This window comes from Corynebacterium sp. UMB4614 (genome assembly GCF_030217065.1).
Taxonomy (GTDB): Bacteria; Actinomycetota; Actinomycetes; order Mycobacteriales; family Mycobacteriaceae; genus Corynebacterium.
The window spans coordinates 64,538-88,459 of the sequence record NZ_JASONC010000006.1; the positions used below are offsets into that span (position 1 = coordinate 64,538).

Consider the following 23,922-nt stretch of genomic DNA (forward strand, 5'->3'; position numbering starts at 1 on the left):
GTGGCCTTTGGCCGGTAGTCCGAAAACCTCGGTCTACTTCTCCTTGGAACGCTTCACAGCGCGCAACTCGGACTCTGCGCGAGACTTCTCCTCCTCGGAGGACGCCTCACGCACCCGAGCCTCAGCATCAGCCTGGTCGACCTCATCGGCCCACACAGCGCTATCAGCGAGAACGGTGATCTTCTGGGTGGACACGGACAGGAACCCGCCCTGTACCGCGGCCACCAGCTTCTCACCCTCAGTGGTCCGGATGATCACGACGCCATTCTCGACCAGCTGGCCGAGCAGTGGCTCGTGACCTGGAAGCACGCCGATCTCGCCCTCGGTGGTCTCCGCGATGACGGCCGTTGCGGTGCCAGACCACAACGCCTTCTCCACAGCCACCAATTCAGCGGCAATCTCAGCCATGTGTGCTCCTCTTACTTGTCCGTGAGCTTCTTGTAGGCGGCCTCGACGTCATCCAGACCACCCAGGCCGTTGAAGGCCTGCTCTGGGTAAGCGTCGAACTCACCATCACAGATGCGCTCGAAGGCGTCGATGGTCTCCTCCAGTGGAACGAAGGAGCCTGGGATGCCCGTGAACTTCTCTGCGACGAAGAAGTTCTGGCCCAGGAAGCGCTCGATACGACGAGCACGCTGGACGGTGATCTTGTCCTCCTCAGACAGCTCGTCCATACCAAGGATGGCGATGATGTCCTGGAGCTCCTTGTTCTTCTGCAGGATGTTGATCACGCGCTGTGCAACCTCGTAGTGCTTCTCGCCGACGATGCCCGGCTCGAGGATACGAGAGGTGGAGGTCAGCGGGTTCACTGCCGGGTAAATACCCTTGGAAGCGATCGCACGGTCCAGCTCAGTGGTTGCATCGAGGTGGGCGAAGGTCGTCGCCGGTGCCGGGTCGGTGTAGTCATCGGCCGGCACGTAGACAGCCTGCAGGGAGGTAATGGACTTACCCTTCGTGGAGGTAATGCGCTCCTGCAGAACACCCATCTCGTCAGCCAGGGTCGGCTGGTAACCCACTGCGGACGGCATGCGGCCGAGCAGCGTGGAGACCTCAGAACCTGCCTGGGTGAAACGGAAGATGTTGTCGATGAACAGCAGCACGTCCTGGCCCTGAACATCGCGGAAGTACTCCGCCATGGTCAGACCGGACAGAGCCACGCGCATACGGACTCCCGGCGGCTCATCCATCTGGCCGAACACCAGGGCGGTGTCCTGGAGCACGCCCATCTCCTCCATCTCGAGGAAGAGGTCCGTACCCTCACGGGTACGCTCGCCGACGCCGGCGAACACGGAGGTACCGGAGAACTCGCGGGCGATACGGGTAATCATCTCCTGAATCAGGACGGTCTTACCCACACCTGCACCACCGAAGAGGCCAATCTTGCCACCCTTGACGTAAGGGGTCAGCAGGTCGATGACCTTAACGCCGGTCTCCAGGATCTCGGTCTTACCCTCGAGCTCGTCGAATGCCGGTGGCTCGCGGTGGATGCCCCACTGCTCGCCGTCGCGGCCGAGACCTGGCTCGTCCAGGCAGTCGCCCAGGGCGTTGAAGACGTGGCCCTTGACGACGTCGCCGACTGGCACGGAGATCGGCTTACCGGTGTCCTTGACCTCTGCACCGCGGACCAGGCCGTCGGTCGGGGCCATGGAGACGGTGCGCACCAGGTTGTCACCCAGGTGCTGTGCGACCTCCAGGGTAATGGTCTTCGCAACTGCCTCGAGGTCAACCTCGACGTGCAGTGCGTTGAATAGTGCTGGCTGCTGCCCACGCGGGAACTCCACGTCGACAACCGGGCCGATCACTCGAACGACGCGGCCGGCAGCAGTCGGTGCAGCAGAGTTCTGCTGCTCCTGAATTGCTGTAGTCATTATTAGTCACTCTCTCCGCTATCGCCGAGCGCAGACGCGCCACCGACGATCTCTGTGATTTCCTGGGTAATCTGCGCCTGGCGAGCCTGGTTTGCGATACGAGACAGGTTCTCCACCAGCTCGCTCGCGTTGTCCGTCGCCGCACTCATAGCGGTACGACGCGCGGCCGACTCGGAGGCTGCTGCTTCGAGCAGCGCGGCGAAGATGCCGCGGGATACGTACTGCGGAAGCAGGTTCGCGAGAAGCGTGTCTGCGTCCGGTTCGAAATCCACCTCAGCGGAGACCTGGTCTGCGGAGTCCGACACCATGTCGGAACCCAGCTCCATCTTCTCCTCTTCGACGACAGTCTTGATTGGCAGTAGGCGGTGTGCCTTTGGCACCTGGGAAAGCATCGAGTGGAACTCGGTGTAAACCATGTGGACCTCGTCGAAGCCCGGCACCTGGTCACCCTCGGCGTTAACGCCGTCGACGACGTCGACAGTGCCCTCCGAACCGGCGAGGAAGCCGCCGATCAGGTGGTTACGCAGGTTCGCGGTTTCGGCGTAAACCGGGTCCTGAGAGTGCCCGGTCCACGCTCCACTGATGTCTTCGTTGCGGAAGTTGTAATAGGTCACGCCCTTGTTTCCAAGGATGTAGAGAACAACTTCCTTGCCCTCGTCCTCAAGCAGCTTGCGGAGCTCCGCAGTGGTCTTGAAGACGTTGTTGTTGTAGCCACCGCACATGCCACGGTCACTCGAAACCACGAGGATGGCTGCGCGCTTCGGGTCCTTCGGCTCCCGGATCATCTTGTGATCCAGGGAGCTGGCGGACGCCAGACGCTCGATCACCTTGGTGATCTCGTGAGCGTAAGGCTGCGAAGCGTCGACGCGAGCCTGCGCCTTCGTGATCCTCGAGGTGGCGATAAGCTCCTGGGCCTTGGTGATCTTCTTGGTCGAGTTCACGGACTTGATACGTGACCTGAGTTCGCGAAGATTAGCCATGCGCTACCGCCTCCCTTCTTGTCCGTAGTTAGTCATGGTGCTTTGTCGATCCCTTTCCGCGGCCTTAAACGGTCTTGCGGGTAACGGTGATCTCGGACTGCTTAACTTCGTCCTGCTCCATGGCGCGAGCCTCCGGCTCCCGGATGATCGGGGTGCCGTCGGTGGTCTGGAAACCACGCTTGAACTCGCTGGTGGACTGCTTCAGCTGCGCCTGGGACTCCTCGGTGAACGGGGTGCCGCCAGCGATCTGGTCGAAGACGCCAGATGCGTTGGAGCGCAGGTGCTCGATCAGCTCAGCCTCGAAGCGACGGACATCCTCAACTGGGACGTCGTCGAACTCGCCCTCGCCGGCCAGCCAGATGGAGATCATCTGGTGCTCGACGGACTGCGGCGCGTGCTCGGTCTGCTTCAGCAGCTCGACGAGGCGCTCACCGCGCTCCAGCTGAGCCTTGGAAGCGTCATCCAGGTCGGATGCGAAGGCAGAGAATGCCTCCAGGTCGCGGTATGCGGCCAGGTCCAGACGCAGGTTACCGGACACCTTCTTCATGCCCTTGGTCTGTGCGTCACCACCGACACGAGAGACGGAAACACCAACGTTAATTGCCGGGCGGACACCCTGGTTGAACAGGTCAGACTCAAGGAAGACCTGACCGTCGGTAATGGAAATAACGTTGGTCGGAATGAAGGCAGACACGTCGTTTGCCTTCGTCTCGATGATCGGCAGTGCGGTCAGGGAACCGCCACCCAGCTCGTCGTTCAGCTTTGCAGCACGCTCGAGAAGACGGGAGTGCAGGTAGAACACGTCACCTGGGTATGCCTCGCGGCCCGGCGGGCGGCGCAGCAGCAGGGAGATCGCGCGGTAGGCCTCAGCCTGCTTGGTCAGGTCATCGTAGATGACGAGGACGTGCTTGCCCTGGTACATCCAGTGCTGGCCGAGGGCTGCACCTGCGAACGGTGCGAGCCACTTGAAGCCTGCGGAGTCGGATGCCGGTGCGGCAACGATGGTGGTGTAATCCAGCGCGCCGTGCTCTTCCAGGGTCTGGCGGATCGACGCGATGGTCGAACCCTTCTGACCAATCGCAACGTAGATGCAGCGCACCTGCTTCGATGGGTCGCCGGACTCCCAGTTGTCACGCTGGTTGAGGATGGTGTCGATGCAGACGGAGGTCTTACCCGTCTTACGGTCACCAATGATCAGCTGGCGCTGACCGCGGCCAATCGGCGTCATTGCGTCGATAGCCTTGATGCCGGTCTGCATCGGCTCGTTCACTGGCTGACGCATCAGGACGGATGGAGCCTGCAGCTCAAGTGCGCGCTCCTCCGTGTCGGTGATGTCGCCAAGGCCGTCGATCGGCTCACCCAGTGGGTTGATAACGCGGCCGAGGAAGTTCTCCCCGACCGGAATGGAAAGGACTTCTCCGGTCCGCTTTACCTCGTCGCCCTCTTTAAGGGTCTCGTAGTTACCCAGGACCACGACGCCGACAGAGTCGGTGTCCAGGTTCTGTGCGACGCCAATGACGCCGCCTGGGAACTCGAGCAGCTCGTTAGCCATCACCGATGGCATGCCGCTCACGTTGGCAATGCCGTCGGCTGCCGTCGTGACCACGCCGACCTCCTCGCGGGAGGCCTCCGGGGAGTAGCTCGAGGTGTAGTTCGCAATCGCGCTACGGATCTCATCGGAGGAGATCGTCAGCTCCGCCATGTTTTTCCTGCTCTCGGTTTCGTGTTCCAGCAATTCGTGTTCTCGCTTGGTCGGTCGTTATGCGAGGGAACGACGCATGCGCTCCAGCTTGCCAGCTGTGCTTCCGTCGATCACTTCGTCGCCGACCCGGACTACGGCACCGCCGAGGAGGCTGGAGTCAACCTCAGTGTGAACCGCAATCTTGCGACCATAAATCTTGTGCAACTTCTCGGAGAGGCTTGCCTTCTGCTCCTCGGACAGCGGGCCGGCGCTGGTAACGCGCGCGACCTCGTAGCCGTTGAGGGAAGCTGCCTCCTGGCACAGGTCATCCAACAGCTCGACCGGCGCCTTGCGGGCGCGACCGACTGCCTGCAGGGCCAGAGCTTCAGTCACCGAGGAGACCTTGCCGTAGATGACCTTCGCGAGAAGATCACGGCGGTCGTCCACAGCTGCTGCTCGATCGGAGAGCAGAAGCTCGAGCTCGGACTCGCGCTCGAGGATGCGGGCGAGGGAGAACAGCTCTTCCTCGACGCGCTCGAGCTGGCCCTGGGCCTCAGCCGAACGAAGCAGTGCTCGGCGGCCGAGACGCTCCAGGCCGGTCCGGAAGTCCTGCGAGTTTGACCAGTTTTGGGATACCGCAGCGGACACGATCTCTTCAGTAGAGGCCGTGACCTTGCCGGACAGCAGGGTCTTGACGAGTTCGACACGCTGTTCCGGGTTTGCAGCGGCGTCGACCATTGCGACGCGCAGGCTGCGCTCCTGATCCAGGACGTCGACGACATCGAAAAGCTCGGTGCCGGTCGTTGCTCCGTTGCCTACTGCGTTATCAGACTCCTTCAGACCCTGGTCCAAGGTCTTGATGAGTCGCTCAAATGCCTCGCGGCTCGCTGCGTGCATACCGATCACTTCCCAGCAGTGCCGACGTTGTCCAGCCCGGCGAGGAAGTTGTCGATGGTGCCCGAACGCTTGACGTCATCGTTCAGCTGCTCGCCCAGCAGGCGCTCAGCCAGGTTGATGGAGTTCTCCCCCATCTCCTTGCGGAGGTCAGCAACGACGGAAGCGCGGTTGGCCTCCAGCTGCTTGTTACCAGCCTCAACGATGCGGTTGGACTCCTCGGTTGCCTGCGTCTTCATGTCAGCGATGATCTTCTGCCCCTGGGAGCGAGCATCATCACGGATCTGAGCCGCTTCGGTGCGTGCCTCTGCGAGCTGCTTGTTGTACTTCTCGAGGGCTTCCTGAGCCTCGGCCTTAGCGGCCTCGGCACGCTGAATGCCACCCTCGATTTTGTCCTCACGCTGAGTCAGCACTTCCTGGAACTTCGGAAGGACGACCTTCGCGAAGACAAACAGGATGACGGCAAACGGGATAATGGACCAGACGATGTCATAAAGCGGTGGAATGAGCGGGTTAATCGGCTCTTCCAACGGCAGCGTCTCAGCTGCCAAGAAAAAGGTGTTCGTCATAGTCTCCAGCTTTCGCTTTAGTGCGTTGTTCTTGAAAGTCCTAAGTTTTTAAAACTTTTTCTCACGATCGGTGCCGGTTCGCTGGCTCCTCGCAGGGAGGAGCCTTGAGAGCCCGAGCAATCCCCGACCGCTTCTTGAGCGGACTGTCTTAGAACAGGAAGCCGGCGACGAAACCAATCAGGGCCAGGGCCTCAGCGAACGCGATACCCAGGAACATGGTGGTGCGCAGCTGGCCAGCCATCTCCGGCTGACGTGCCATAGCCTCAGCGGTCTTGCCTGCGACGTTACCCACACCGATTGCAGAACCGATTGCTGCGAGGCCGTAGCCGATGGTGCCGAAGCCCTCGAACTTGGTGACAGTGTCCTGAGCCAGGAAGAGGATGTCGTTCATTTGGTTTCCATTACCTTTCTGGTGACCGATCTTCCCGCTTGTTGCGGGTGGTTTGTGGCGATCGGTTCAGTTGTTCAGATTTCAGAGTTACTAACCGGGGTTAGTGTGCGTCCGCGTGCAAGCTCAGCTCGATGTACACAGCCGTCAGCAGGGCGAAGATGTACGCCTGCAGGAAGACGATCATGAGCTCGAAGAGCGAGAATGCGATCGCGAAGACCATCGTGCCGCCAGCCACCAACGACCAGCCGTTCAGCTGCCAGAAGAAGAAGTTCGTGGCGCTGAAAAGCATGACGAGGATGATGTGACCGGCCAGCATGTTGGCCATAAGACGAATGGTCAGGGTTACCGGACGGAGGATGAAGGTCGAGAAGAATTCGATCGGTACAACAATGAAGTGGATGAAGGTCGGCAGGCCAGGAATGACCAGCGAGGACTTCATGTACTTACCGAACCCGTAACGCTTCACACCCGCGTAGATAAACACCACATATGCCACAAGCGCCAGTACCAGCGGGAGGCCGACACGGGCGCTTGGGGAGATGTTCAGGAACGGGATGAGGGTCGGCAGGTTCGCAGCCACGACAGTGAAGAAGATTGCCGCAATCACCGGCAGGAACCGGCGACCTTCCTTCTTGCCTAGAATTTCCTCCGCGATGTGGATCCGCACGAAGTCCAGAGCGATTTCGCCAACGTTCTGGATACCGCGGGGAACCAGCTTCGGCTTGCGCATAGCGATCAGGAAGAAGATCACCACGATGGCGATCATCAGGATACGCACGAGCATGAGACGGTCGAGGGCGAAGATATCGCCCGCGAAACCGGTCAGCCACAGCTGATTTGGATCCACCTGCCCCGGGAAGAATTCGTGCTCCAATGAAGGGGGATGAAACTCACCCTTCATTGCCAAGGTTGTTACACTCAGCGTTCTCTCCCGTGATTGGGCCGCGTGAACTTTTAGAAAAGTTAGGCGGTGCGATGGAGGTCTATTTCTTGGTATTACCTCTCCCCCAGGACTCCGTCGCACGTCCATGAGGGTGGGTCGGTGCCGAATTACGCTGCCTTTGTGGCAAAACGCCCAGCAGCCCAGTTGGCCCGCTACGACTCTACCAGGAAACCCCCAAGAAACCATAAGCGAAACCCCACAGGTTGTGATCACATTCACCTGTGGAGTTTCGCTTATTCCCGTTGCGCCGGATTACCGTTCCGAACAGCCCCCTTGCGCCGCGTGCCGACGGCTGGATTCGCGGCCTATTTCTCGGGGATATACATCAGCTTCGTGCGTGTAATTGCCATAATCTCCGAGCCGAGCATCGCCACGAGCGCCAGAATGATCGTCACCCCGAGTGCAGTGTTGTCATAGAAGGTTTTGTCTTTAATCACGATCAACACAACCAGCAGCAGCGCCGCCTTGAGGAGCCAGGACCCCAGCACCGCCCCCAGGGTGACCTGCGGGGAGGAGTTGGCAGTCACCAGCACCACGCCGATCGTCATCAGCAGGAAGCCACCACCGATAGCCGCGCCGATGAGTGCGCCATAGATCCCCGGAAGGTCACGGGTCGCGCCCCACAGGGCCAGCGAGAACACCGTCACCGCAGCCAACGCGATGAGACCTCCCCGGGCGGCACGGATCAGCGGACGGCGGGAATCACCGACGTCCGGGTCGTCCTCAACGGGAGGCAGCGGGGACTGCGCATCTTGAGGGTCGGACGCCCCGGTCTGGTCTGGCTGGCGGTCATTGTGACCTGCAAAATCTTCACTCACGTCGGATTACTCTATCTTCCGCTTCCCCAGATTTCCACAACGGAATCGCCGTGCTAGCCACGGCCACGAGCAGCAGCACCCCGACCAGGATCGCGGTCAAGTTCGTCGGCAAGACCGTGGAACCCACCGCGCTGAATGCGGCCACCCCGACCCAGGTATAAAGCACCAGCACCACCTGCTTTTGAGTGTGCCCCAGCCGCAGCAGGCGGTGGTGCAGGTGCTTCTTATCCGGTGCAAACGGGCTCTTGCCAGCCGCCACGCGCCGCACCACAGCGAGCACGAGGTCCAACAGCGGGATGAACAGCGCAGCTAGCACCACGATCACGGGAGACAGCAGCGCGAACATGTCCGCCACTCCATAGAGCGAAAGGTTGATGCGCCCGGAGGCAGACACGCAGGCAGCGGAGAGCAGCGTGCCGATGAGCATTGACCCGGAGTCCCCCATGAAGATCCGCGCAGGCGAGAAATTATGCGGCAGAAAGCCCATGCACACCCCAGCGAGCACGGCAGAGATGATCGCCGGCGGGTACGCGGACACCGCCCCACCCTGGTCGTGCAGGATCGTCAGTGAGTAAATCAGCACGGTGCCTGCCGCGATCAGCCCCAGCCCGGCGGCCAGCCCATCCAGGCCGTCGACGAAGTTCATTGCGTTAATAATCGTGACGGTGAGAAGAACGGTCAAGATCGTGGACTGGACTTGGTCAAGAATGAGGGTGGTCCCCTCCCCGCCTGGCCAGTAGATCAGATACCAACTCAAGCCCAGCAGGCTCATCAGCGTCGCCCCCACGACCTGTCCGCCGAGTTTGACCCACCAGGCGATGTCGCGCAGGTCGTCGAGGATACCGACGATGACGATCACGAAGGTCGAGGCCAGCACCGCCGTCATATCCGGTGTGACCGGCGGGAAACCACGATTCAAGGCAGGAAGCTGTGCTGCGGCGACGATCGCGAAGACCACGCCGGTAAACATCCCTATCCCACCCAAGCGAGGTGTGGGAACCGTGTGCACGTCGCGCTCCCGTGGCATGGCCATGGTGCCGTAGCGGACCATGAGGTAGCGCACACCGCCAGTGGTCAGGAAGGTCACGGTACAGCCGACCAGCAGCACGAGCGCCAGCTCACGCAGCGGCACGCCGGCACCGGCCACCGGCGTGAGTCCCTGAGCCACAAGCATCCTGTTAGCCCACCTTTAGGACTTCGAGCGCAGCTCGCTGGCTGGCATCTGAAGCACCTCGCCGATCTGCTCGGCGCTGATCGCGCCCTCGCGCAGGATGCGTGGGCGGTGGCCAGCCAGGTCAACGATCGTGGAGGGCTCCCCAATGGTCGCCTCCCCGCCGTCCAAGTACACCGCCACGGAATCCCCGAGCTGCTCCTCAGCCATGGCCACGGTGGTCGCCGGCGGCTGGCCGGAGACGTTCGCGCTGGAGACCGCCATCGGCCCCGTGCGCTGCAGCAGGTCGATGGCGATCGGGTGGTTCGGCATCCGCAGCATCACGGTGCCGCGGGTGTCCCCCAGGTTCCACGGCAGGCTCGGAGCCTGTGGCACGACCAGGGAAAGCCCACCGGGCCAAAATGCCTCGACCAGCCGGCGCAGGTGCGCGCTGAACTCTGCGACCAGCCCCTCGACGGTGTCCCAAGAACCGATCAGCACGGGCACCGGCATGTCCGGGCCGCGGTGCTTGGCCTGCAGCAGCGCCTCGACGGCGGCGTTATCGAAGGCATCGCAGCCGATGCCATAGAGCGTGTCTGTCGGCATGACGATCAACCGACCGCCCTTTACCGCGTTCTCCGCTGTGACGATGGCGCCTTCCCGGTCTCCGGGGTTTGTCGCGTCTACTCGCTGGGCCATGTGCTTCCTTCTCCCTTACGTGGGAATTGTGCGCTGTTTTCTTCTTCTAGAGTGTAGTGCCCCGCCCGGTGCCGCCCGCGCGGTGGCTGTTATTGGCTTGCCTGTGGCACAGTCGCTCGCCCGACGACGAAGCGGTCGCGGCCAGCAAAATCTTGTTTCTTCTCGACGTCGCTCAGTCCCGCGGCAATGAGGATCTCCCGGGTCTGATCCCCGGTGGCGTCGTCGTGTTCGACGGCGACTGGCGCCCCGGGGGCGGCGGCGCGCACGATCGCGGCGGCAACGTGGGGCATGAGTTCGAGGCCGTCGTCGCCGGAGAAGACGGCAATCGCAGGGTCGGCCCCGGTCTCGACGTCCGTTCGGCTGCCGCTGGGGACGTAGGGCGGGTTCGCGACGACGAGCTGGGCGCGACCGGCAAGCCCCAGGGCGTCGAGGAGTTCGAGGTCGCGGACGTCGCCTTCCACGAGGCGGACGTCCAGCTGCTCGTCGAGCAGCCCCGCCCGGCGGAAGTATGAGAGATTCTCCTGCCCTAGCTCGACGGCCGCCGGGTCCAGCTCGATGCCGGTCACCTCAATTGTGCGGAGCCAGCGGTAGTCGGCGGGGCTGGACGTAGCCTGCCCGCGGAGGAACTCGGCGAGCTGCGCGGCCAGCGCCAGGCCGATGGTGCCGGGACCGGCGCACAGGTCCACGACGCGCACGACTCCGTCTGCGGGACGCAGGTTTGGCTCGGCGGCGGCGCGCTCAAGCCAGCCACGGATCTTCCCCAATGCGTACTCGGTGAGCAGCTCGGTTTCAGGCCGCGGGATGAAGCCGCGAGAGTCGCTGTAGAGGTCGTAGCCGAAGAAGGGCGCGGCCCCCACGATGTGCTGCAGGGGCTCGCGACGCGTCCTGCGAGCCACCCACTCGGCAAAAATCGCTGGCTCCGGGTCACCACCGGCTGAGAAGACCTCGGTCAGTCCGGCCGGGGTGCGCGGCGAATCCGCGTTGCCCTCCCCGGCCAGGGCGTAAGCCATGAGCCAGCGAGCGTCGTTGAGCGGAGACGCCAGTCCGGCGTCGGAAAACTGCCGCGCAGCGGTGCGCACCGCCTCGCTGACGGTGGCCATTTAGGCCTCGGCCTCGAGGCGCTCGATGCGCTCGGCTTCCTTCAGCGCCGCGAAGAGGGACTCCAGGTCCCCGTCCAGCACGGAATCCAGGTTATTGGCCTTGTAACCGATGCGGTGATCGGAGACGCGGGACTCTGGGAAGTTATAGGTGCGGATGCGCTCGGAGCGATCCATGGTGCGGATCTGTGCCGCGCGGCCCTCCGCTGCCTCCGCCTCGGCCTCTTCTTCCTTCATCTGCTGCAGGCGAGCTGCCAGCACCTGCATCGCGCGGGCGCGGTTCTGGATCTGGGAGCGTTCTTTCTGGCAGGTCACGACCACGCCGGTCGGCAGGTGGGTGATGCGGACCGCGGAGTCGGTGGTGTTCACGCCCTGGCCGCCCTTACCGGAGGAACGGTAGACGTCCACGCGGATGTCCTTCTCGTCGATCTGGACGTCCTCGACCTCGTCCGGCTCCGGGTAGACCAGCACACCGGCGGCGGAGGTCTGGATGCGGCCCTGGGACTCGGTCACGGGCACGCGCTGCACGCGGTGGACGCCGCCCTCGAATTTGAAGTCGGCCCATGCGCCGTCGCGGGAGGGCTGCTTGGAGCGGATGGACATGGTCATGTCCTTGACCCCGCCCAGGTCGGTCTCGTTGAGGCCCAGGATCTCCGTGGCGAAGCCGTGACGCTCCGCGTAGCGCTGGTACATGCGCGCCAGCTCTCCAGCGAAGAGGGCCGCCTCCTCGCCACCGGCGCCGGACTTGATCTCCATGATGATGTCGTCGCCGTTCTTGGGGTCCCGCGGGGCGAGTAGATCGGTGAGCTTTTCCTGCAGCTCCTCGATCTCCGCCTCCAGGCGGGTGGCCTCCTCAGCGAACTCCGCATCCTCGCTGGCCATCTCGGCCGCGGCCTCGTGATCCTCCCGCGCAGTGTTCAGCCGCTCGTAGGTCTGGATCACCGGCTGGAGCTCCTGGAAGCGCTTGCCAACCCGGCGCGCCGCCTTCGGGTCATTGTGCAGCTCCGGGTCCGCCAGCTGGGCCTCCAGCCCCTGGTACTCCGAGAGGATGTCATCCATCACCGACGGGGTGTGGTCGAGCGCCGAATCCTTGCTCGAGTCTTTGCCTGCCTTGGACATGCTTTTAGTCTCTTCCTAATAGTCCTGGTCCACTGGTCAATGCTAGCCGGTTGGCGTGCGGACTAGTCATCCTCTTCATCCGCGAGCGGGGCGGAGCTGGCGATCTGGATCATGAAGTCGCGGTTCGTCTTGTTCTTCCGCAGCTGCTTGATGAGCAGGTCGATCGCGGCCTGCGGATCCAGGGCGGAGAGGATGCGACGCAGCTTGTGCATGACACGTGCCTCGTCCGGGCCGAGCAGAAGTTCGTCCTTGCGGGTGCCGGACGGGTTGACGTCCACGGCCGGGAACACGCGGCGCTCGGCGATCTTGCGGTCCAGCTTCAGCTCGGCGTTACCGGTGCCCTTGAACTCCTCGAAGATCACCGTGTCGCCAGCGGAGCCGGTCTCCACCATCGCGGTGGCGATGATGGTCAGGCTGCCGCCGTGCTCGATGTTGCGCGCAGCCCCCAGGAAGCGCTTCGGCGGGTACAGGGCGTTGGAGTCGACACCACCGGACAGGATGCGCCCGGAGGCCGGCGAGGAGTTGTTGTACGCACGGCCCAGTCGGGTGATGGAGTCGAGCAGGAGAACGACGTCCTTACCCTGCTCGACCAGGCGCTTCGCGCGCTCCACCGCGAGCTCCGCGACGGCGGTGTGCTCCTTCGGCGGGCGGTCGAACGTCGAGGCGATGACCTCGCCGTTGACGCTGCGCTGCATGTCCGTGACCTCCTCCGGCCGCTCGTCGACGAGGACGACCATGAGGTAGCACTCCGGGTTATTGGTGGAGATCGCGTTGGCGATGTCCTGCAGGATCGTGGTCTTACCGGCCTTCGGCGGGGAGACGATGAGCGCGCGCTGCCCCTTACCGATCGGCATGATCAGGTCGATCACGCGGGTGGTCAGCACCTTCGGGGTGGTCTCCAGGCGCAGGCGCTGATTCGGGTACAGCGGGGTCAGCTTGGAGAAGTCCGGGCGCTGCGCTGCCTGCTCTGGGGACAGGCCGTTGACCGTCTCTACGGAGTGCAGCGGGGTGAACTTCTGGCGGTTGCGGCCTCGGCCACCGCCCTGCTTTGCGTTCGGACGGATGGTGCCGACGATGGCGTCGCCGTGGCGCATGCCGTACTTGCGCACCGTGTTGATCGGGACGTACACGTCCGTCGGCCCCGCGTGGTAGCCAGTGGTGCGGATGAAGGCGGTGTTGGCGTCCGCGAAGTCGAGGATGCCCGCGACCGGGGCCTCCTGTGGCTCCGGCTTGTGGTCCTGTTGGTCCTTGCGGTTCTCGCCACCATCCTCGTGGTTTCCGCCATCGCCGTGGCCACCGTTGTTCCGGTGCCCGTTGTTGCGGTCGTGGCCCCGGTCTCCCCCACGGCGGTTGCGGCGGTTCCGGCGGTGACGACGCCGGCGCCCCTGGTGGTTATCGCCGCCATCGTTGTGACGGTTGTTGCGACGATCCTCCCGCTCGTTGCTGCCCGAGTTCTGTTCCTCCTGCTGGCCGGAGTTGTTCTCTGGTTCCTTGGAGGATGGGCGCCCGTCCTGCTGATCCTCGCGACGCTCGGCCTGCTTGCCTTCTCTGTGCTCGCTGCGCTCGCTGCGCTGCTCAGCCTTCTTCTCGGCCTTCTGTTCGGGCCGGTCGCTGGCTACAGCGCCGCCACCCTTGCCAGCGTTCTCGATGGCTGCCACGAGGTCTCCTTTGCGCAGTTTCGACGTTCCCTTGAGCCCCTGGGCCGCTGCAACTTGCCGCAGCTCGGCCAGCTTGAGGGAGGCCAGCCCATTGGCCTGACCCCGCTCGATGATGTCGGACAAGCTCACGAAAGTCCTTTCCGTCGCGCAGCATCCTTGGTCGACACCAGCCAGGACTATTGGCCAGTGCATCTCACGCGCTGCGCAGAATTTTCATTGATTTTGGCCGACGACACACGCCGGCCCAGGTGGCGGCCACTCAACAGATGCGCCAAGCAGGCAACAACCCGGAATTATTCTTGAGTATTAAAAGAAATTGCCCTCCCACGATCCCGCACATCTGGCAGACGCCCACTGCCTGGGGCCGGCCGGGGAATCGCGGTGGCGGTGCGGCTGCCGCGGGGCCAATAACAACCCGGCCCATGAAGCGGCGCTGGCGATTGAACGCCCCACACCCTGGAATCCTCCTGGGCCCCGGCTGTTCGCACGGCGCCCTCGAAGCAGCTGCAAGTGTAACACCCGGCGATAGCTCACACACTTTTAAACCCCGGCCTTGAGTCTCGTTCCCTGATGGCCAGGGTGCATCATCATCGGCCGAGGCTCCGGTTTGTTGAGATGGTGGCGTCATAAAGAATAAGCAACCGCAACCGCGGGCTAAGGTGGACGGCATGGAATCTACGATGCAGGAACGCCCCTTTTCCGTATCGCAAATCTTGACCTACGGCACCAACGCGCACCGCAACAGCACGGTGACCACGTACCTGGGAACCGAGCCTGAGGTCACGACCTTCAAGGAGATCGGGGCGCGCGTGGCTGCACTCGCGCACGCGCTTGCCGAGGATTTCGGCATCCGCATCGGCGACCGGGTGGCAACCCTGATGGTCAACCGCACCGAGCACCTCGAGGTGCTGCTAGCGGCCCCGTCGATGGGTGCAGTCTTCCAGCCGCTGAACCGGCAGCTCGCCGACGACCAGGTCATCCACACGATCAATCACGCCGAGGACCGCGTCATCGTCTGTGACGCGGTGGACGCCGACCGCCTAGTCGAGATGCTCCCCCACTGCCCCACCGTGGAGGGCATGATCCTCGTCGGAGCCAGCCCCGCGGATATCACCCGAATCCAGGACCGGATCACCCTCACCTTCGCCGAGGCTGACCCCGAGCGCCGGATCCACGTGGCCGACTACGAGCCGCTGCTGGATGAACGGCCTGCGATCTATGACTGGCCGGATCTGCCGGAAACCGCGCCGGCGGCGCTGTGCTACTCCACCGGCACGGCGGGGGCGCCGAAGGGCGTGGTGTACTCGCACCGCTCCCTGTGGCTGCACTCCCTGGGGCTGCGCACGGCCGATAGCTTCGGCATCCAGAACGACACCCCCTTCCTCCTGGGAGTGCCGATCTACCACGTCTTGAGCTGGGGCGTTCCGCTGGCCGCGTTCATGTCCGGCGCGCCGATGGTGATGACCGGGCACACCACGGATCCCGAGCACCTCGCGCACGTCATCGAGGACGCCATGCCCCGCCAGGCGCACGGAGCCTCGGCGGTGTGGATGAGCCTGATCGTCCACTACGAGAAGACTCCGCCGAGGCGCATGAGCCTCCAGACGATCTACTCCGGCGGCTCCCAGGTTCCCCCGGCCCTCATCGACGCCTGGGAGGCCCGCTACGGCGTGGACATGATCCACTGCTGGGGAATGACGGAAACCTCGCCGATCGGCACGGTCGCGCACCCGCCCGCCGGTGTTGCCGGCCAGGCGCGTGCCGCCTACCGCTACTCCCAGGGGCGCTTCCCCGTGGGACTGGAATACCGCATCGTCAACGACGCGGGTCGCGCCCTGGAATCCCACGACCGCAATGCCGGCGAGCTGCAGGTTCGCGGGAATACTGTCGCCGCCAGCTACTACGAGTCCCCCAGCCAGACCGGTGACGGTGCGGCCAGCGTCTTCCGGGGCGAGGCGGTGGACGATGGCTCCAGCCGCTTCACGGTCGACGGCTGGCTGCGCACCGGCGATATCGCCACCGTGACCCAGGACGGTTTCCTCGTCATCCACGACCGGAAGAACGACGTGATCCGCTCGGGTGGCGAGTGGATCTACTCCGCCTCCCTGGAGAACTACCTGCTAGCCCACCCCGGGGTGAACGAGGCGGCGGTCATCGGCATCCCGGACGATAAGTGGGGCCAGCGACCCCTGGCCGTCGTCGTCCTGGCCGCGGGCTACGAGCCGACTGAGGAAACCGCGACGGATATCCGCAACTCCATGCTGCCGCAGGTTCCCGCGTGGATGGCCCCGGAGAACTTCTGCTTCGTGGAGAACATCGAGCGCACGAGCGTGGAGAAGTTCGACAAGAAGGAGCTGCGCCGGCTGATGCGCCGTGACGAGCTGGAGATCATGACCCTGCCGGATCCCAACGAAGAAGCTGAGTTCGGCGAGGACTAGTGGCTGCTACGGGCGTTGACAGCCCCACTAGAATGAGCCCCACGATGACTCAAAATTCCTCTGCTCCCCGCCCCCGCCAGCTGGTCGACTCCTTCGGTCGCGTGGCCCGGGATCTGCGGGTCAGCCTCACTGATCGCTGCAACCTGCGCTGCACCTACTGCATGCCGGCTGATGGCCTGGAGTGGCTGCCCACGGAGCACTCGCTGAGCGATGCGGAGGTCATCCGGCTGGTGCGCATCGGCGTGGAGACGCTGGGCATCCGGGCGGTGCGTTTCACGGGCGGCGAGCCACTGCTGCGCAAGTCCCTGGAGGAACTGGTGGCGGCCACCGCCCAGCTGCGCACCGACGAGGGCCAGGTGCCGGGCATCGCCATCACGACGAATGCGCTCGGCCTGGACAAGCGGGCAGCCGGGCTTGCGGCGGCCGGCCTGAACCGCATCAATATCTCGCTGGACACCACGGATCCGCAGACCTTCGCGGCGCTCAGCCGGCGGGATCGGCACGAGGACGTGCTTCGCGGCATCGACGCTGCACTGGCGGCCGGGCTAAATCCCGTGAAAATCAACTCGGTCGTCCTGCCCGGCGAAAACGAGGACTCGGCCGCGGATTTGGTGCGCTTCTGCCTGCGCAGGGGCCTGCAGCTGCGCTTCATCGAGCAGATGCCCCTGGGGCCGCGCGGCCAGTGGACCCGAGAGGGTATGGTCACGGCCGATGCACTGCTTCAGCGGCTGGCAACCGAATTCACGCTCACTCCCGCCACCGAGCCCCGCGGCTCTGCGCCCGCCGAGCTGTGGGACGTCACCGACGGCAAGTATTCCGGGCAGGTGGGCATCATCGCGAGTGTGACCCACCCCTTCTGCGGGGCGTGCGACCGCACCCGACTGACCACCGACGGGGCGATTCGCTCCTGCCTGTTCTCCAAGGCAGCCGACGAGGTCTCCTTGCGGGACATGATGCGGCAGGGTGCACGCGACGAGGAGCTCGCCGATGCGTGGGCGGGCGCGATGGCACGCAAGAAGCCGGGCCATGGCATCGACGACCCCGGCTTCCTCCAGCCGGAGCGCACCATGAGCAAGATCGGCGGCTAGCGTGGCGGATCTCGTTTCCATCGCGCAGCACCGCGAGCGGGTGCTCGCGCTGGCTCAACCAAAAGTGCTTTCCGGTGTACCGCTCGACCAGGCCTACGGGCACGTGCTGGCGGGCGAGGTTCACGCCATCCTGGCGAATCCGATCTTCGATAACTCCGCGATGGATGGCTTCGCGCTGCACGCGGCGGACGTGGCTGGCACAGGCCCCTGGGCGTTGCCGGTGGCCGGCGATGTCCCAGCCGGCGCCCCGCGCGTCGAGTGCCCGCCCGGCCACGCGGTCCGCGTCATGACGGGCGCCCCGGTGCCACCGGGAGCCGACATCCTCGTCGTCCCGGTGGAACAGACGGACGTCCCCGCCGGGCCATTAGAGCTGCCCGAGCAGATCACGGTGCGCACGGTGGATCTGCACCGCAGCCATATCCGCCCTGCTGGGGGCAAACACCCCGCCGGGGCGGTGGTGGCTGACGCGGGTACGCGGGTGGATGCGGGCACGCTCGCCGCGCTGACCTCGGCGGGGGTGCAGGCGGTGGACGTGTACGCCCGGCCCACGGTGGCGGTGATCTCCACCGGGGACGAGCTCGTGCCCTGGCCGGATGTCCCGGGTGCCTCCCAGCTGCCGGATTCCAACCTGCCGATGATCGCCGCCCTGGCCGTGGAGCACGGTGCTGCCGAGGTGCGGCGGTTCCACAGCGGGGACCGTGGGCGGGGTTTGGCTGAGCTGCTGGACGAGGCGAGCGCGTGCGATGTCATCGTGACCACTGGCGGCATCAGCGCCGGGGCTTTCGACGTGGTGCGAGAGGTGGTGGGCCCGCGCGAGGGATCGTGGTTCGGCCCGGTCGCGCAGCGCCCCGGCACCCCACAAGGGGTCGCTTCCTGGGGTGAGGCCACGATGGTCTGCCTGCCGGGGAACCCTGTGGCGGCGTACGTGTCCTTCCTGCTCTACGTGGCCCCGCTGCTGGCGGTGCTGGGCACGGGCAACCGGGAGGCCCGGGCGTTTCGGCCGCTCCAGGCGGTGGCCGGCCCCGGCTTCGCCGCCCCGCGCAAGGGCCGCTCGCTGGTGGTTCCTGTCCGACTATCCGACGGCGACGACGCCCCGGTCGCGGTGCCGTTTTCTACGGGCTCGCATAATTCCAGCGACGTCACCGCGCTGACCGGCATCGATGGCTTCACGATCATTGAGCCCTCAAGCGAGGCCGCCGCGGGTGGTGCGGCAGAACGCGGCGTGGCGAGGGCTGCAGCCCCGGCCGAGGGGGATCCGCTGCTCGTCCACCTGCTCGGCCGCGGAACAACCGGGCGATGAGTCTGAGCAGGTTCGAACATGTCGCGCCCTAGAAGCAACAGCGAGCCCACGACCGTGAGCCCCAGCGCACCGGCACCGTCCCCCGGCGCGCCGGCGCCGTCCCCGGAATGCGTCTTCGCCAACCTCGGCATCGTGGTGCTGGCGGGCGGGAAGTCCACCCGCATGGGCGCCGATAAGGCCCAGGTCAAAGTGGACGGGCGCAGGCTCATCGACCGGCTGTGGGGGTCTCTGCCACCCAATTGTCCGCGGGTGGCTGTGGCACCTCAGAACCTGGGGGTGCCGACGGTCAGCGAAAGCCCTCCCTTCGGCGGACCGGTGGCGGGTATTGCGGCGGGGCTGCGGGAGCTGGATACCGAATGGGTGGCGGTGTTAGCCGTCGATGCCCCCGGCTCTGCCATGCTCCTGCCCCGGCTCGCCGAGGACATCGGTGGGGCTGACTGCGCGGTGGTGGTCAACGCCGCGGGCTTCGACGAGCCGCTGTGTGCGCTCTGGCGCCGGGCCAGCCTGCTCACCGCGATAGCGCGGACCGGGGACCGCGACGTACCTGCCGGTGCCCTGCTGCGGGCCGCTCGGCAGGTGGTGCGGGTGCCGGGAACGGGCGCGGAGCGGGACTTCGATACCCCGGCGCAACTCGCGGAGCTGGGTGACGTCGAACTGGGTGACCAAGCTGAGTTGGGCGACACCGGACTTGGGTGACGTCCTACTGGTCTGAGACCGGGCCGGGCTCATCCGCGCGGCCGGGCGCGGCCGAAAGCGAGCCGCCGAAAAAGACCCTATCCCCCGGCGAAAGGTGGCAGGACGTCCACGCGCTGCGCCCCGGCGAGCCCGGTCGCGCGCTCGGCCCGCTGGCCGTCCACGAGGAAGGTGCAGCGTTCCAGGATGTCGGCGAGGCTCAGGCCAGAGTCTGTGCGCCCGGTGTGCCGCGCTGCCGCATCATCGAGCAGCTCGCCGAGGGTGTCGAAGGCCGAAGCGGGTTCCTCGCTGACCCCGGTGGCGGCGCGGGCGGCGGCGAAATAGTGGATACGCATGCGCTCCATGCTAGCCCGTCCCCGGGCGCTATCGGATCCAGCCCGAAATGCTGGGCCAGACAGCCAGGATGACCTTCAGGCAGTCCCGCATGCCGCCCGAGGACGAGGAGGCATTGACCACGAGTGTGCCGCCCGGCTCCCGAGAGCTCAGACCGATCACGCCACGCGACATCGAAGCCTTGGGCGTGTTCTTCAGCCCCTCCACGAGCACCTGGGTTTCCACTGTCTCCAGCCGGGTGGAGATGACCTTGAGGGTTTCCTCCGGGGTGAGGTTCCGCGGCCCCAGCCCCGTTCCGCCGCAGGTCAGCAACAGCGCCACCCCATCAGCGATTCCCTGTTCGAGCTCGCGCCGGATGGGCTCGGCACCCTCGGGCACGACGATGAGGTCGGTGACGGTGAACCCGGCTTCCTGCAGCATCGCCGCGGCGTCCTGCCCAATGGTGTTCTCCCGCTCCCCGCCGGCGATGCGGTCGGAGACGACGACGATCTTCGCGTTCTGGCGCGGGGCCGGATTGTTGCGCGGGGCCGTGTTGTCGTGTGGGGTTGTACCGCTCATCTGTGCTCCTCATCTGCTGTTCGGCGGCGCCCGCAGAGACCACAAGAAACACCGTTTTCTGCCGGGCTGCCCTGGGCTACCGGATCCCATTTTAGGGCTACAGTGGGAGGTCGCCTGCGGGGTACGAATCCTCGCGACATTCGGCCGCACGTTAACCCCAAGGAGCATGAAGATTGTCCTCGCACTCCATCGACCCTGCGGGCTCGCCGAGCGCCAGCGAACGCTATAGCCGCCAGGTCACCCTCATGGGCCCGGAGGCCCAGGAGAAGCTGGCTGCCTCGCGGGTCGCGGTGATCGGAGCCGGTGGGCTGGGCTCCCCCGCGCTGCTGTACCTCGCCGCGGCGGGCATCGGCCACATCACGCTCATCGACGACGACACCGTGGAGCTATCCAACCTGCACCGCCAAGTGATCCACAGCTCTGCGGCTGCCGCTAACGGCGAGTCCAAGGCCCACTCCGCCCGCGCGCGGCTGACAGAGCTCAACCCCGATGTTCACCTCGAGCCAGTCGTCGAGCGACTGACATGGGAGAACGCGCTGAGGGTCCTGGAGGGCGCGGACCTCGTCCTCGACGGGACGGATAACTTCGACACCCGGCACGTGGCCAGTCACGCGGCCGCCCGGCTGGGGATCCCGCACGTCTGGGCCTCGATCCTGGGCTATCAGGCGCAGCTATCGGTGTTCTGGGCAGGCCACGGGCCGATCTACGAGGACCTCTTCCCCACCCCGCCCGCGCCGGGCGCGGTGCCCTCGTGCTCGCAGGCGGGTGTCTTGGGACCGCTGGTGGGCATCGTGGGCTCGGCGATGGCCCTGGAGGCCATCAAGCTCATCACGGGCGTGGGCCGCCCGCTGGTCGGCCGGCTCGCCTACTACGACAGCCTGACCGCAAGCTGGGAGGAGATCCCGGTGGCAGCCAACCCGGAGGTCACCGAGCAGGTGCGCACGGGCACTCCCCCGCATGGTCCGGTGGAGGTCACCGAGATTCCGCCCGGGAGCACGGTCATCGACGTGCGGGAGCCCAGGGAGTTTGCGGAATTCCACCTGCCCGGGTCGATCAATGTGCCGCTGGCCGCGATCTTGGGCGGCTACACCCCGCCGGAGGTGGAAAACGGGGCGGTCGTGGTCTGCGCGCGCGGGGCTCGTTCCGCCCACGCGGTGGATGCGCTGGAGCGACGCGGCGTCGCGGGGCTGGCCAGCCTGCGCGGCGGGCTGACCCGCTTCCGCTAGCCCGCGGTCAGCCGCTTAGGCCTCCTCGACGGTCACCGGCCCGGCCACCGTCAGCTCTTCGACGCGGATGCCCCGGTCGCGGGCCTCCTGCAGGAGTGCTTCTTCCACCGGCTCGGTGGACAGTACCAGCACGGTCGGACCCGCCCCGGAGAGGAACGCCGGGTAGCCCTGGTTGCGCAGGCGGTTGACCCACTCGGAGGAGATCGGCAGCACCTCGGCGCGGAACGGCTGGTGCATCCGGTCGCGGGTTCCCTCCCACAGCAGGCTCGGGTCCTGGGAGAGGGCGACGAGCAGCACGCCGGTGCGGGAGACGTTGAATCGGGCGTCCAGGTGCGGAATATCGCTTGGCAACACGCGACGCACGGCCTCGGTGGAGGCGTGAGAGTTCGGAATCAGCGCGGTGGCGCGGATATCCGGGTGCACCGTGACCGGGGCGGCGTGGTACGTCGGCTCGGTGCCGTCGACCGGGATGTTCGTCCAGGACACGACGGCGCTGCCGAGGACGGAGGCCGCGACGTTATCCGGGTGGCCCTCGAAGGTCGAGGCGAGCTGGATGATCGTGTCCGTGTCCAGGACGTCCCCGGCCAGCGCGTTGGCGGCCACCACGCCCGAGACGGCGGCGGCAGCAGAGGAACCCAGGCCGCGGGACTGCGGGATGGAGTTATTGCAGCGCACCCGAAGGCCGCGGGCGATGACGTCGGCCTTCTTCAGCCCGGCGCGGATGGCACGGACGACCAGGTGTCGCTCGTCCAGCGGCACCTCGCCCTGCCCCTCGCCGGTGACCTCCACCTCGAGGCCGGAGTCGATGACCTCGACCTCGACATGGTCGTAGATGCTCAAGGCCAGACCCAGCGAGTCGAATCCGGGGCCCAGGTTCGCGGAAGAACCCGGAACCTTGACCCGAACCTTGCGGCCGACGGGGATCTCAGTCGCCATTGCTGTTACTTACCTTCCATACGGATGACGGAGTGGACCTCGCGGACGGCGTCGAGCTCGTTGAGCGTGGCGACCGTCTCCTCCAGGTCCTTCTCGGTGGCGCTGTGGGTCACGACGACGAGGCGGGCGCCCAGGTCGTCCTTGTTCTCCTGGCGCACCGTCTTCAGGGAGACGTTGTGCTTAGAGAAGGCGTTGGAGATCTCGGCGAGCACGCCCACACGATCCTCCACCAGCATGTCAACGTGGTACCGGGTCACGACGTCTCCAAAATCAGCGATCGGAAGGGCGGCGTAGGTGGACTCGCGCGGACCGCGGCCACCGTGGATGATGTTGCGGGCCACGGCGACGACGTCGCCGAGGACGGCGGAGGCGGTCGGGCCACCGCCGGCGCCGTTGCCGTAGAACATCAGGCGACCGGCGGACTCGGCCTCGACGAAGATGGCGTTATAGGACTCGGAGACGCTGGCCAGCGGGTGGGACAGCGGGACGAGCGCCGGGTAGACGCGGGCGGAGACACCTGGGGTGCCGTCGGCCTGGGTGACCCGGTCGCACAGGGCGAGCAGCTTGATGGTGCAGCCTGCGGCGCGGGCGGCCTCGATGTCCTGGGTGGTGATGTTGCGGATTCCCTCAGTGTGGACATCCTCGCTGGAGACGCGGGAGTGGAAGGCCAGGGATGCCAGGATCGCGGCCTTGGAGGCGGCGTCGTGACCATCGACGTCCGCAGTCGGGTCAGCCTCGGCGTAGCCCAGTTCGGTGGCCTCGGCGAGCATCTCGTCGTAGCTGGCGCCGCGCTCGTACATTGCGTCGAGGATGAAGTTGGTGGTGCCGTTGACGATGCCCATGACGGACTCGATCTTGTCGCCAGCCAGGGAGCGCAGCAGCGGGCCGACGACCGGGATGGCCGCGGCGACGGCTGCCTCGAAGAAGAGGTCAGCGCCGGTGGACTCGGCGGCCTCGGAGAGCTCGCCGGAGTGGGCGGCGATGAGGGCCTTGTTCGCGGTGACCACGGACTTGCCGGCCTTCAGGGCCGCGTTGACGACCTGGCGTGGGTAGTCGATGCCGCCGATAACCTCGATCACGAGGTCGATGTCGTCGCGCTGCACCAGGGAGAGCGCGTCGTCCGTCAGCAGCTCGGGGTCGACTCCCTCGCGCGGGCGGGACAGGTCGGAGACCGCGACGCCGCGGACCTCCAGCGGCCCGCCGATGCGGGCGGCGAACTCGTCGGCACGCTCGTTGAGCAGTCGGTAAACCTCAGCACCGACTGTGCCCATGCCCAGCAGTGCAACACCAATGGTGGCGTCGAGTCCTTTACCCGGGCGGATGGTGGGCGCCGATGCGTCAGTCATGAGTTTTCTCCCAATGTTGTTGTTAGTCTTGTGCTCGCCTTTGGTGGCGTCGGTTAGCCATTCTAGCGAGCAGCAGAATGCCAAGTTGTGTATCGCTTAGGTCAGAGGTTAACCCATCTAGACCAAGCTGTCTAGTT

The 23,922-nt window shown here is 65.4% G+C and carries 23 protein-coding genes; 5 read left to right on the forward strand and 18 right to left on the reverse strand.

Going from position 1 to position 23,922, the window contains the following annotated elements; translation table 11 throughout:
* Window positions 1-33: 33 nt before the first annotated feature.
* The 14 genes from QP413_RS04270 to rho all read right to left on the reverse strand — a co-directional run bounded on the left by QP413_RS04270 (window position 34) and on the right by rho (window position 13,996).
* Complete coding sequence (locus tag QP413_RS04270) at window positions 34-408, reverse strand: F0F1 ATP synthase subunit epsilon (protein WP_070759292.1); 375 nt, start codon at window positions 406-408, stop codon at window positions 34-36.
* A gap of 11 nt (window positions 409-419) precedes the next feature.
* Window positions 420-1,868, reverse strand: a complete 1,449-nt coding sequence (atpD, locus tag QP413_RS04275) for a F0F1 ATP synthase subunit beta (protein ID WP_012359967.1) — start codon at window positions 1,866-1,868, stop codon at window positions 420-422.
* A 2-nt stretch (window positions 1,869-1,870) separates the two neighbouring features.
* Window positions 1,871-2,848 carry a F0F1 ATP synthase subunit gamma gene (locus QP413_RS04280; protein ID WP_070759290.1) on the reverse strand — a complete coding sequence of 326 codons (978 nt, stop codon included), beginning with the start codon at window positions 2,846-2,848 and terminating at the stop codon, window positions 1,871-1,873.
* 64 nt (window positions 2,849-2,912) lie between these two features.
* Window positions 2,913-4,550, reverse strand: coding sequence for a F0F1 ATP synthase subunit alpha (gene atpA / locus QP413_RS04285; protein WP_070759289.1), 1,638 nt, complete (start codon window positions 4,548-4,550; stop codon window positions 2,913-2,915).
* Between the two features lie 57 nt (window positions 4,551-4,607).
* Window positions 4,608-5,426, reverse strand: coding sequence for a F0F1 ATP synthase subunit delta (locus QP413_RS04290; protein WP_284758696.1), 819 nt, complete (start codon window positions 5,424-5,426; stop codon window positions 4,608-4,610).
* 5 nt (window positions 5,427-5,431) lie between these two features.
* A complete protein-coding gene (locus tag QP413_RS04295) occupies window positions 5,432-5,992 on the reverse strand; it encodes a F0F1 ATP synthase subunit B (RefSeq protein ID WP_012359963.1) in 561 nt (186 codons plus the stop codon).
* A gap of 148 nt (window positions 5,993-6,140) precedes the next feature.
* Window positions 6,141-6,383, reverse strand: coding sequence for an ATP synthase F0 subunit C (locus QP413_RS04300; protein ID WP_012359962.1), 243 nt, complete (start codon window positions 6,381-6,383; stop codon window positions 6,141-6,143).
* A 100-nt stretch (window positions 6,384-6,483) separates the two neighbouring features.
* Window positions 6,484-7,284, reverse strand: a complete 801-nt coding sequence (atpB, locus tag QP413_RS04305; RefSeq protein WP_012359961.1) for a F0F1 ATP synthase subunit A — start codon at window positions 7,282-7,284, stop codon at window positions 6,484-6,486.
* Window positions 7,285-7,631: 347 nt separating this feature from the next.
* Window positions 7,632-8,144 carry a hypothetical protein gene (locus QP413_RS04310; RefSeq protein WP_284780772.1) on the reverse strand — a complete coding sequence of 171 codons (513 nt, stop codon included), beginning with the start codon at window positions 8,142-8,144 and terminating at the stop codon, window positions 7,632-7,634.
* Window positions 8,137-9,318: an MraY family glycosyltransferase gene (locus tag QP413_RS04315; RefSeq protein ID WP_148812463.1), complete on the reverse strand. Its 1,182-nt coding sequence runs from the start codon at window positions 9,316-9,318 to the stop codon at window positions 8,137-8,139. Before QP413_RS04315 ends, QP413_RS04310 begins: the two co-directional genes overlap by 8 nt.
* 15 nt (window positions 9,319-9,333) lie before the next feature.
* On the reverse strand, window positions 9,334-9,993 hold the full coding sequence (locus QP413_RS04320; RefSeq protein WP_148812465.1) for an L-threonylcarbamoyladenylate synthase: 660 nt from the start codon (window positions 9,991-9,993) through the stop codon (window positions 9,334-9,336).
* A gap of 89 nt (window positions 9,994-10,082) precedes the next feature.
* The gene (locus QP413_RS04325) at window positions 10,083-11,093 is read right to left on the reverse strand and encodes a HemK/PrmC family methyltransferase (RefSeq protein WP_284780774.1); all 1,011 of its coding nucleotides are present in this window, start codon (window positions 11,091-11,093) and stop codon (window positions 10,083-10,085) included.
* Window positions 11,094-12,209, reverse strand: a complete 1,116-nt coding sequence (gene prfA, locus QP413_RS04330) for a peptide chain release factor 1 (protein WP_070760888.1) — start codon at window positions 12,207-12,209, stop codon at window positions 11,094-11,096. It lies immediately after the preceding gene.
* A 62-nt stretch (window positions 12,210-12,271) separates the two neighbouring features.
* Window positions 12,272-13,996 (reverse strand): transcription termination factor Rho, encoded by a 1,725-nt coding sequence (gene rho / locus QP413_RS04335; protein ID WP_284758700.1) that lies wholly within the window; start codon window positions 13,994-13,996, stop codon window positions 12,272-12,274.
* A gap of 539 nt (window positions 13,997-14,535) precedes the next feature.
* Between rho and QP413_RS04340 the strand changes: the two genes are divergently transcribed.
* From QP413_RS04340 to QP413_RS04355, 4 genes are read left to right on the forward strand one after another with little or no spacing between them, the layout of a single operon-like run.
* Window positions 14,536-16,305, forward strand: coding sequence for a long-chain fatty-acid--CoA ligase (locus QP413_RS04340; protein WP_284780775.1), 1,770 nt, complete (start codon window positions 14,536-14,538; stop codon window positions 16,303-16,305).
* 44 nt (window positions 16,306-16,349) lie between these two features.
* Window positions 16,350-17,393, forward strand: coding sequence for a GTP 3',8-cyclase MoaA (gene moaA, locus QP413_RS04345; RefSeq protein WP_284780776.1), 1,044 nt, complete (start codon window positions 16,350-16,352; stop codon window positions 17,391-17,393).
* Window position 17,394: 1 nt separating this feature from the next.
* A complete protein-coding gene (locus tag QP413_RS04350) occupies window positions 17,395-18,693 on the forward strand; it encodes a molybdopterin molybdotransferase MoeA (RefSeq protein ID WP_284780777.1) in 1,299 nt (432 codons plus the stop codon).
* Window positions 18,694-18,711: 18 nt separating this feature from the next.
* Window positions 18,712-19,389 carry a molybdenum cofactor guanylyltransferase gene (locus QP413_RS04355; protein WP_284780779.1) on the forward strand — a complete coding sequence of 226 codons (678 nt, stop codon included), beginning with the start codon at window positions 18,712-18,714 and terminating at the stop codon, window positions 19,387-19,389.
* 77 nt (window positions 19,390-19,466) lie between these two features.
* Here the strand turns inward: QP413_RS04355 and QP413_RS04360 are convergent, their stop codons facing one another.
* Complete coding sequence (locus tag QP413_RS04360; protein ID WP_284780780.1) at window positions 19,467-19,721, reverse strand: MoaD/ThiS family protein; 255 nt, start codon at window positions 19,719-19,721, stop codon at window positions 19,467-19,469.
* 28 nt (window positions 19,722-19,749) lie between these two features.
* Window positions 19,750-20,277: a molybdopterin-binding protein gene (locus QP413_RS04365; RefSeq protein ID WP_284759402.1), complete on the reverse strand. Its 528-nt coding sequence runs from the start codon at window positions 20,275-20,277 to the stop codon at window positions 19,750-19,752.
* A gap of 173 nt (window positions 20,278-20,450) precedes the next feature.
* On the opposite strand from QP413_RS04365, the gene QP413_RS04370 reads away from it, so the two are divergent.
* Window positions 20,451-21,503 carry a ThiF family adenylyltransferase gene (locus QP413_RS04370; protein ID WP_284780782.1) on the forward strand — a complete coding sequence of 351 codons (1,053 nt, stop codon included), beginning with the start codon at window positions 20,451-20,453 and terminating at the stop codon, window positions 21,501-21,503.
* Window positions 21,504-21,518: 15 nt separating this feature from the next.
* Here the strand turns inward: QP413_RS04370 and thrB are convergent, their stop codons facing one another.
* Window positions 21,519-22,439 (reverse strand): homoserine kinase, encoded by a 921-nt coding sequence (gene thrB, locus QP413_RS04375; RefSeq protein ID WP_284780784.1) that lies wholly within the window; start codon window positions 22,437-22,439, stop codon window positions 21,519-21,521.
* A gap of 5 nt (window positions 22,440-22,444) precedes the next feature.
* The gene (locus QP413_RS04380; RefSeq protein WP_070760904.1) at window positions 22,445-23,785 is read right to left on the reverse strand and encodes a homoserine dehydrogenase; all 1,341 of its coding nucleotides are present in this window, start codon (window positions 23,783-23,785) and stop codon (window positions 22,445-22,447) included.
* Between the last annotated feature and the right edge of the window lie 137 nt (window positions 23,786-23,922).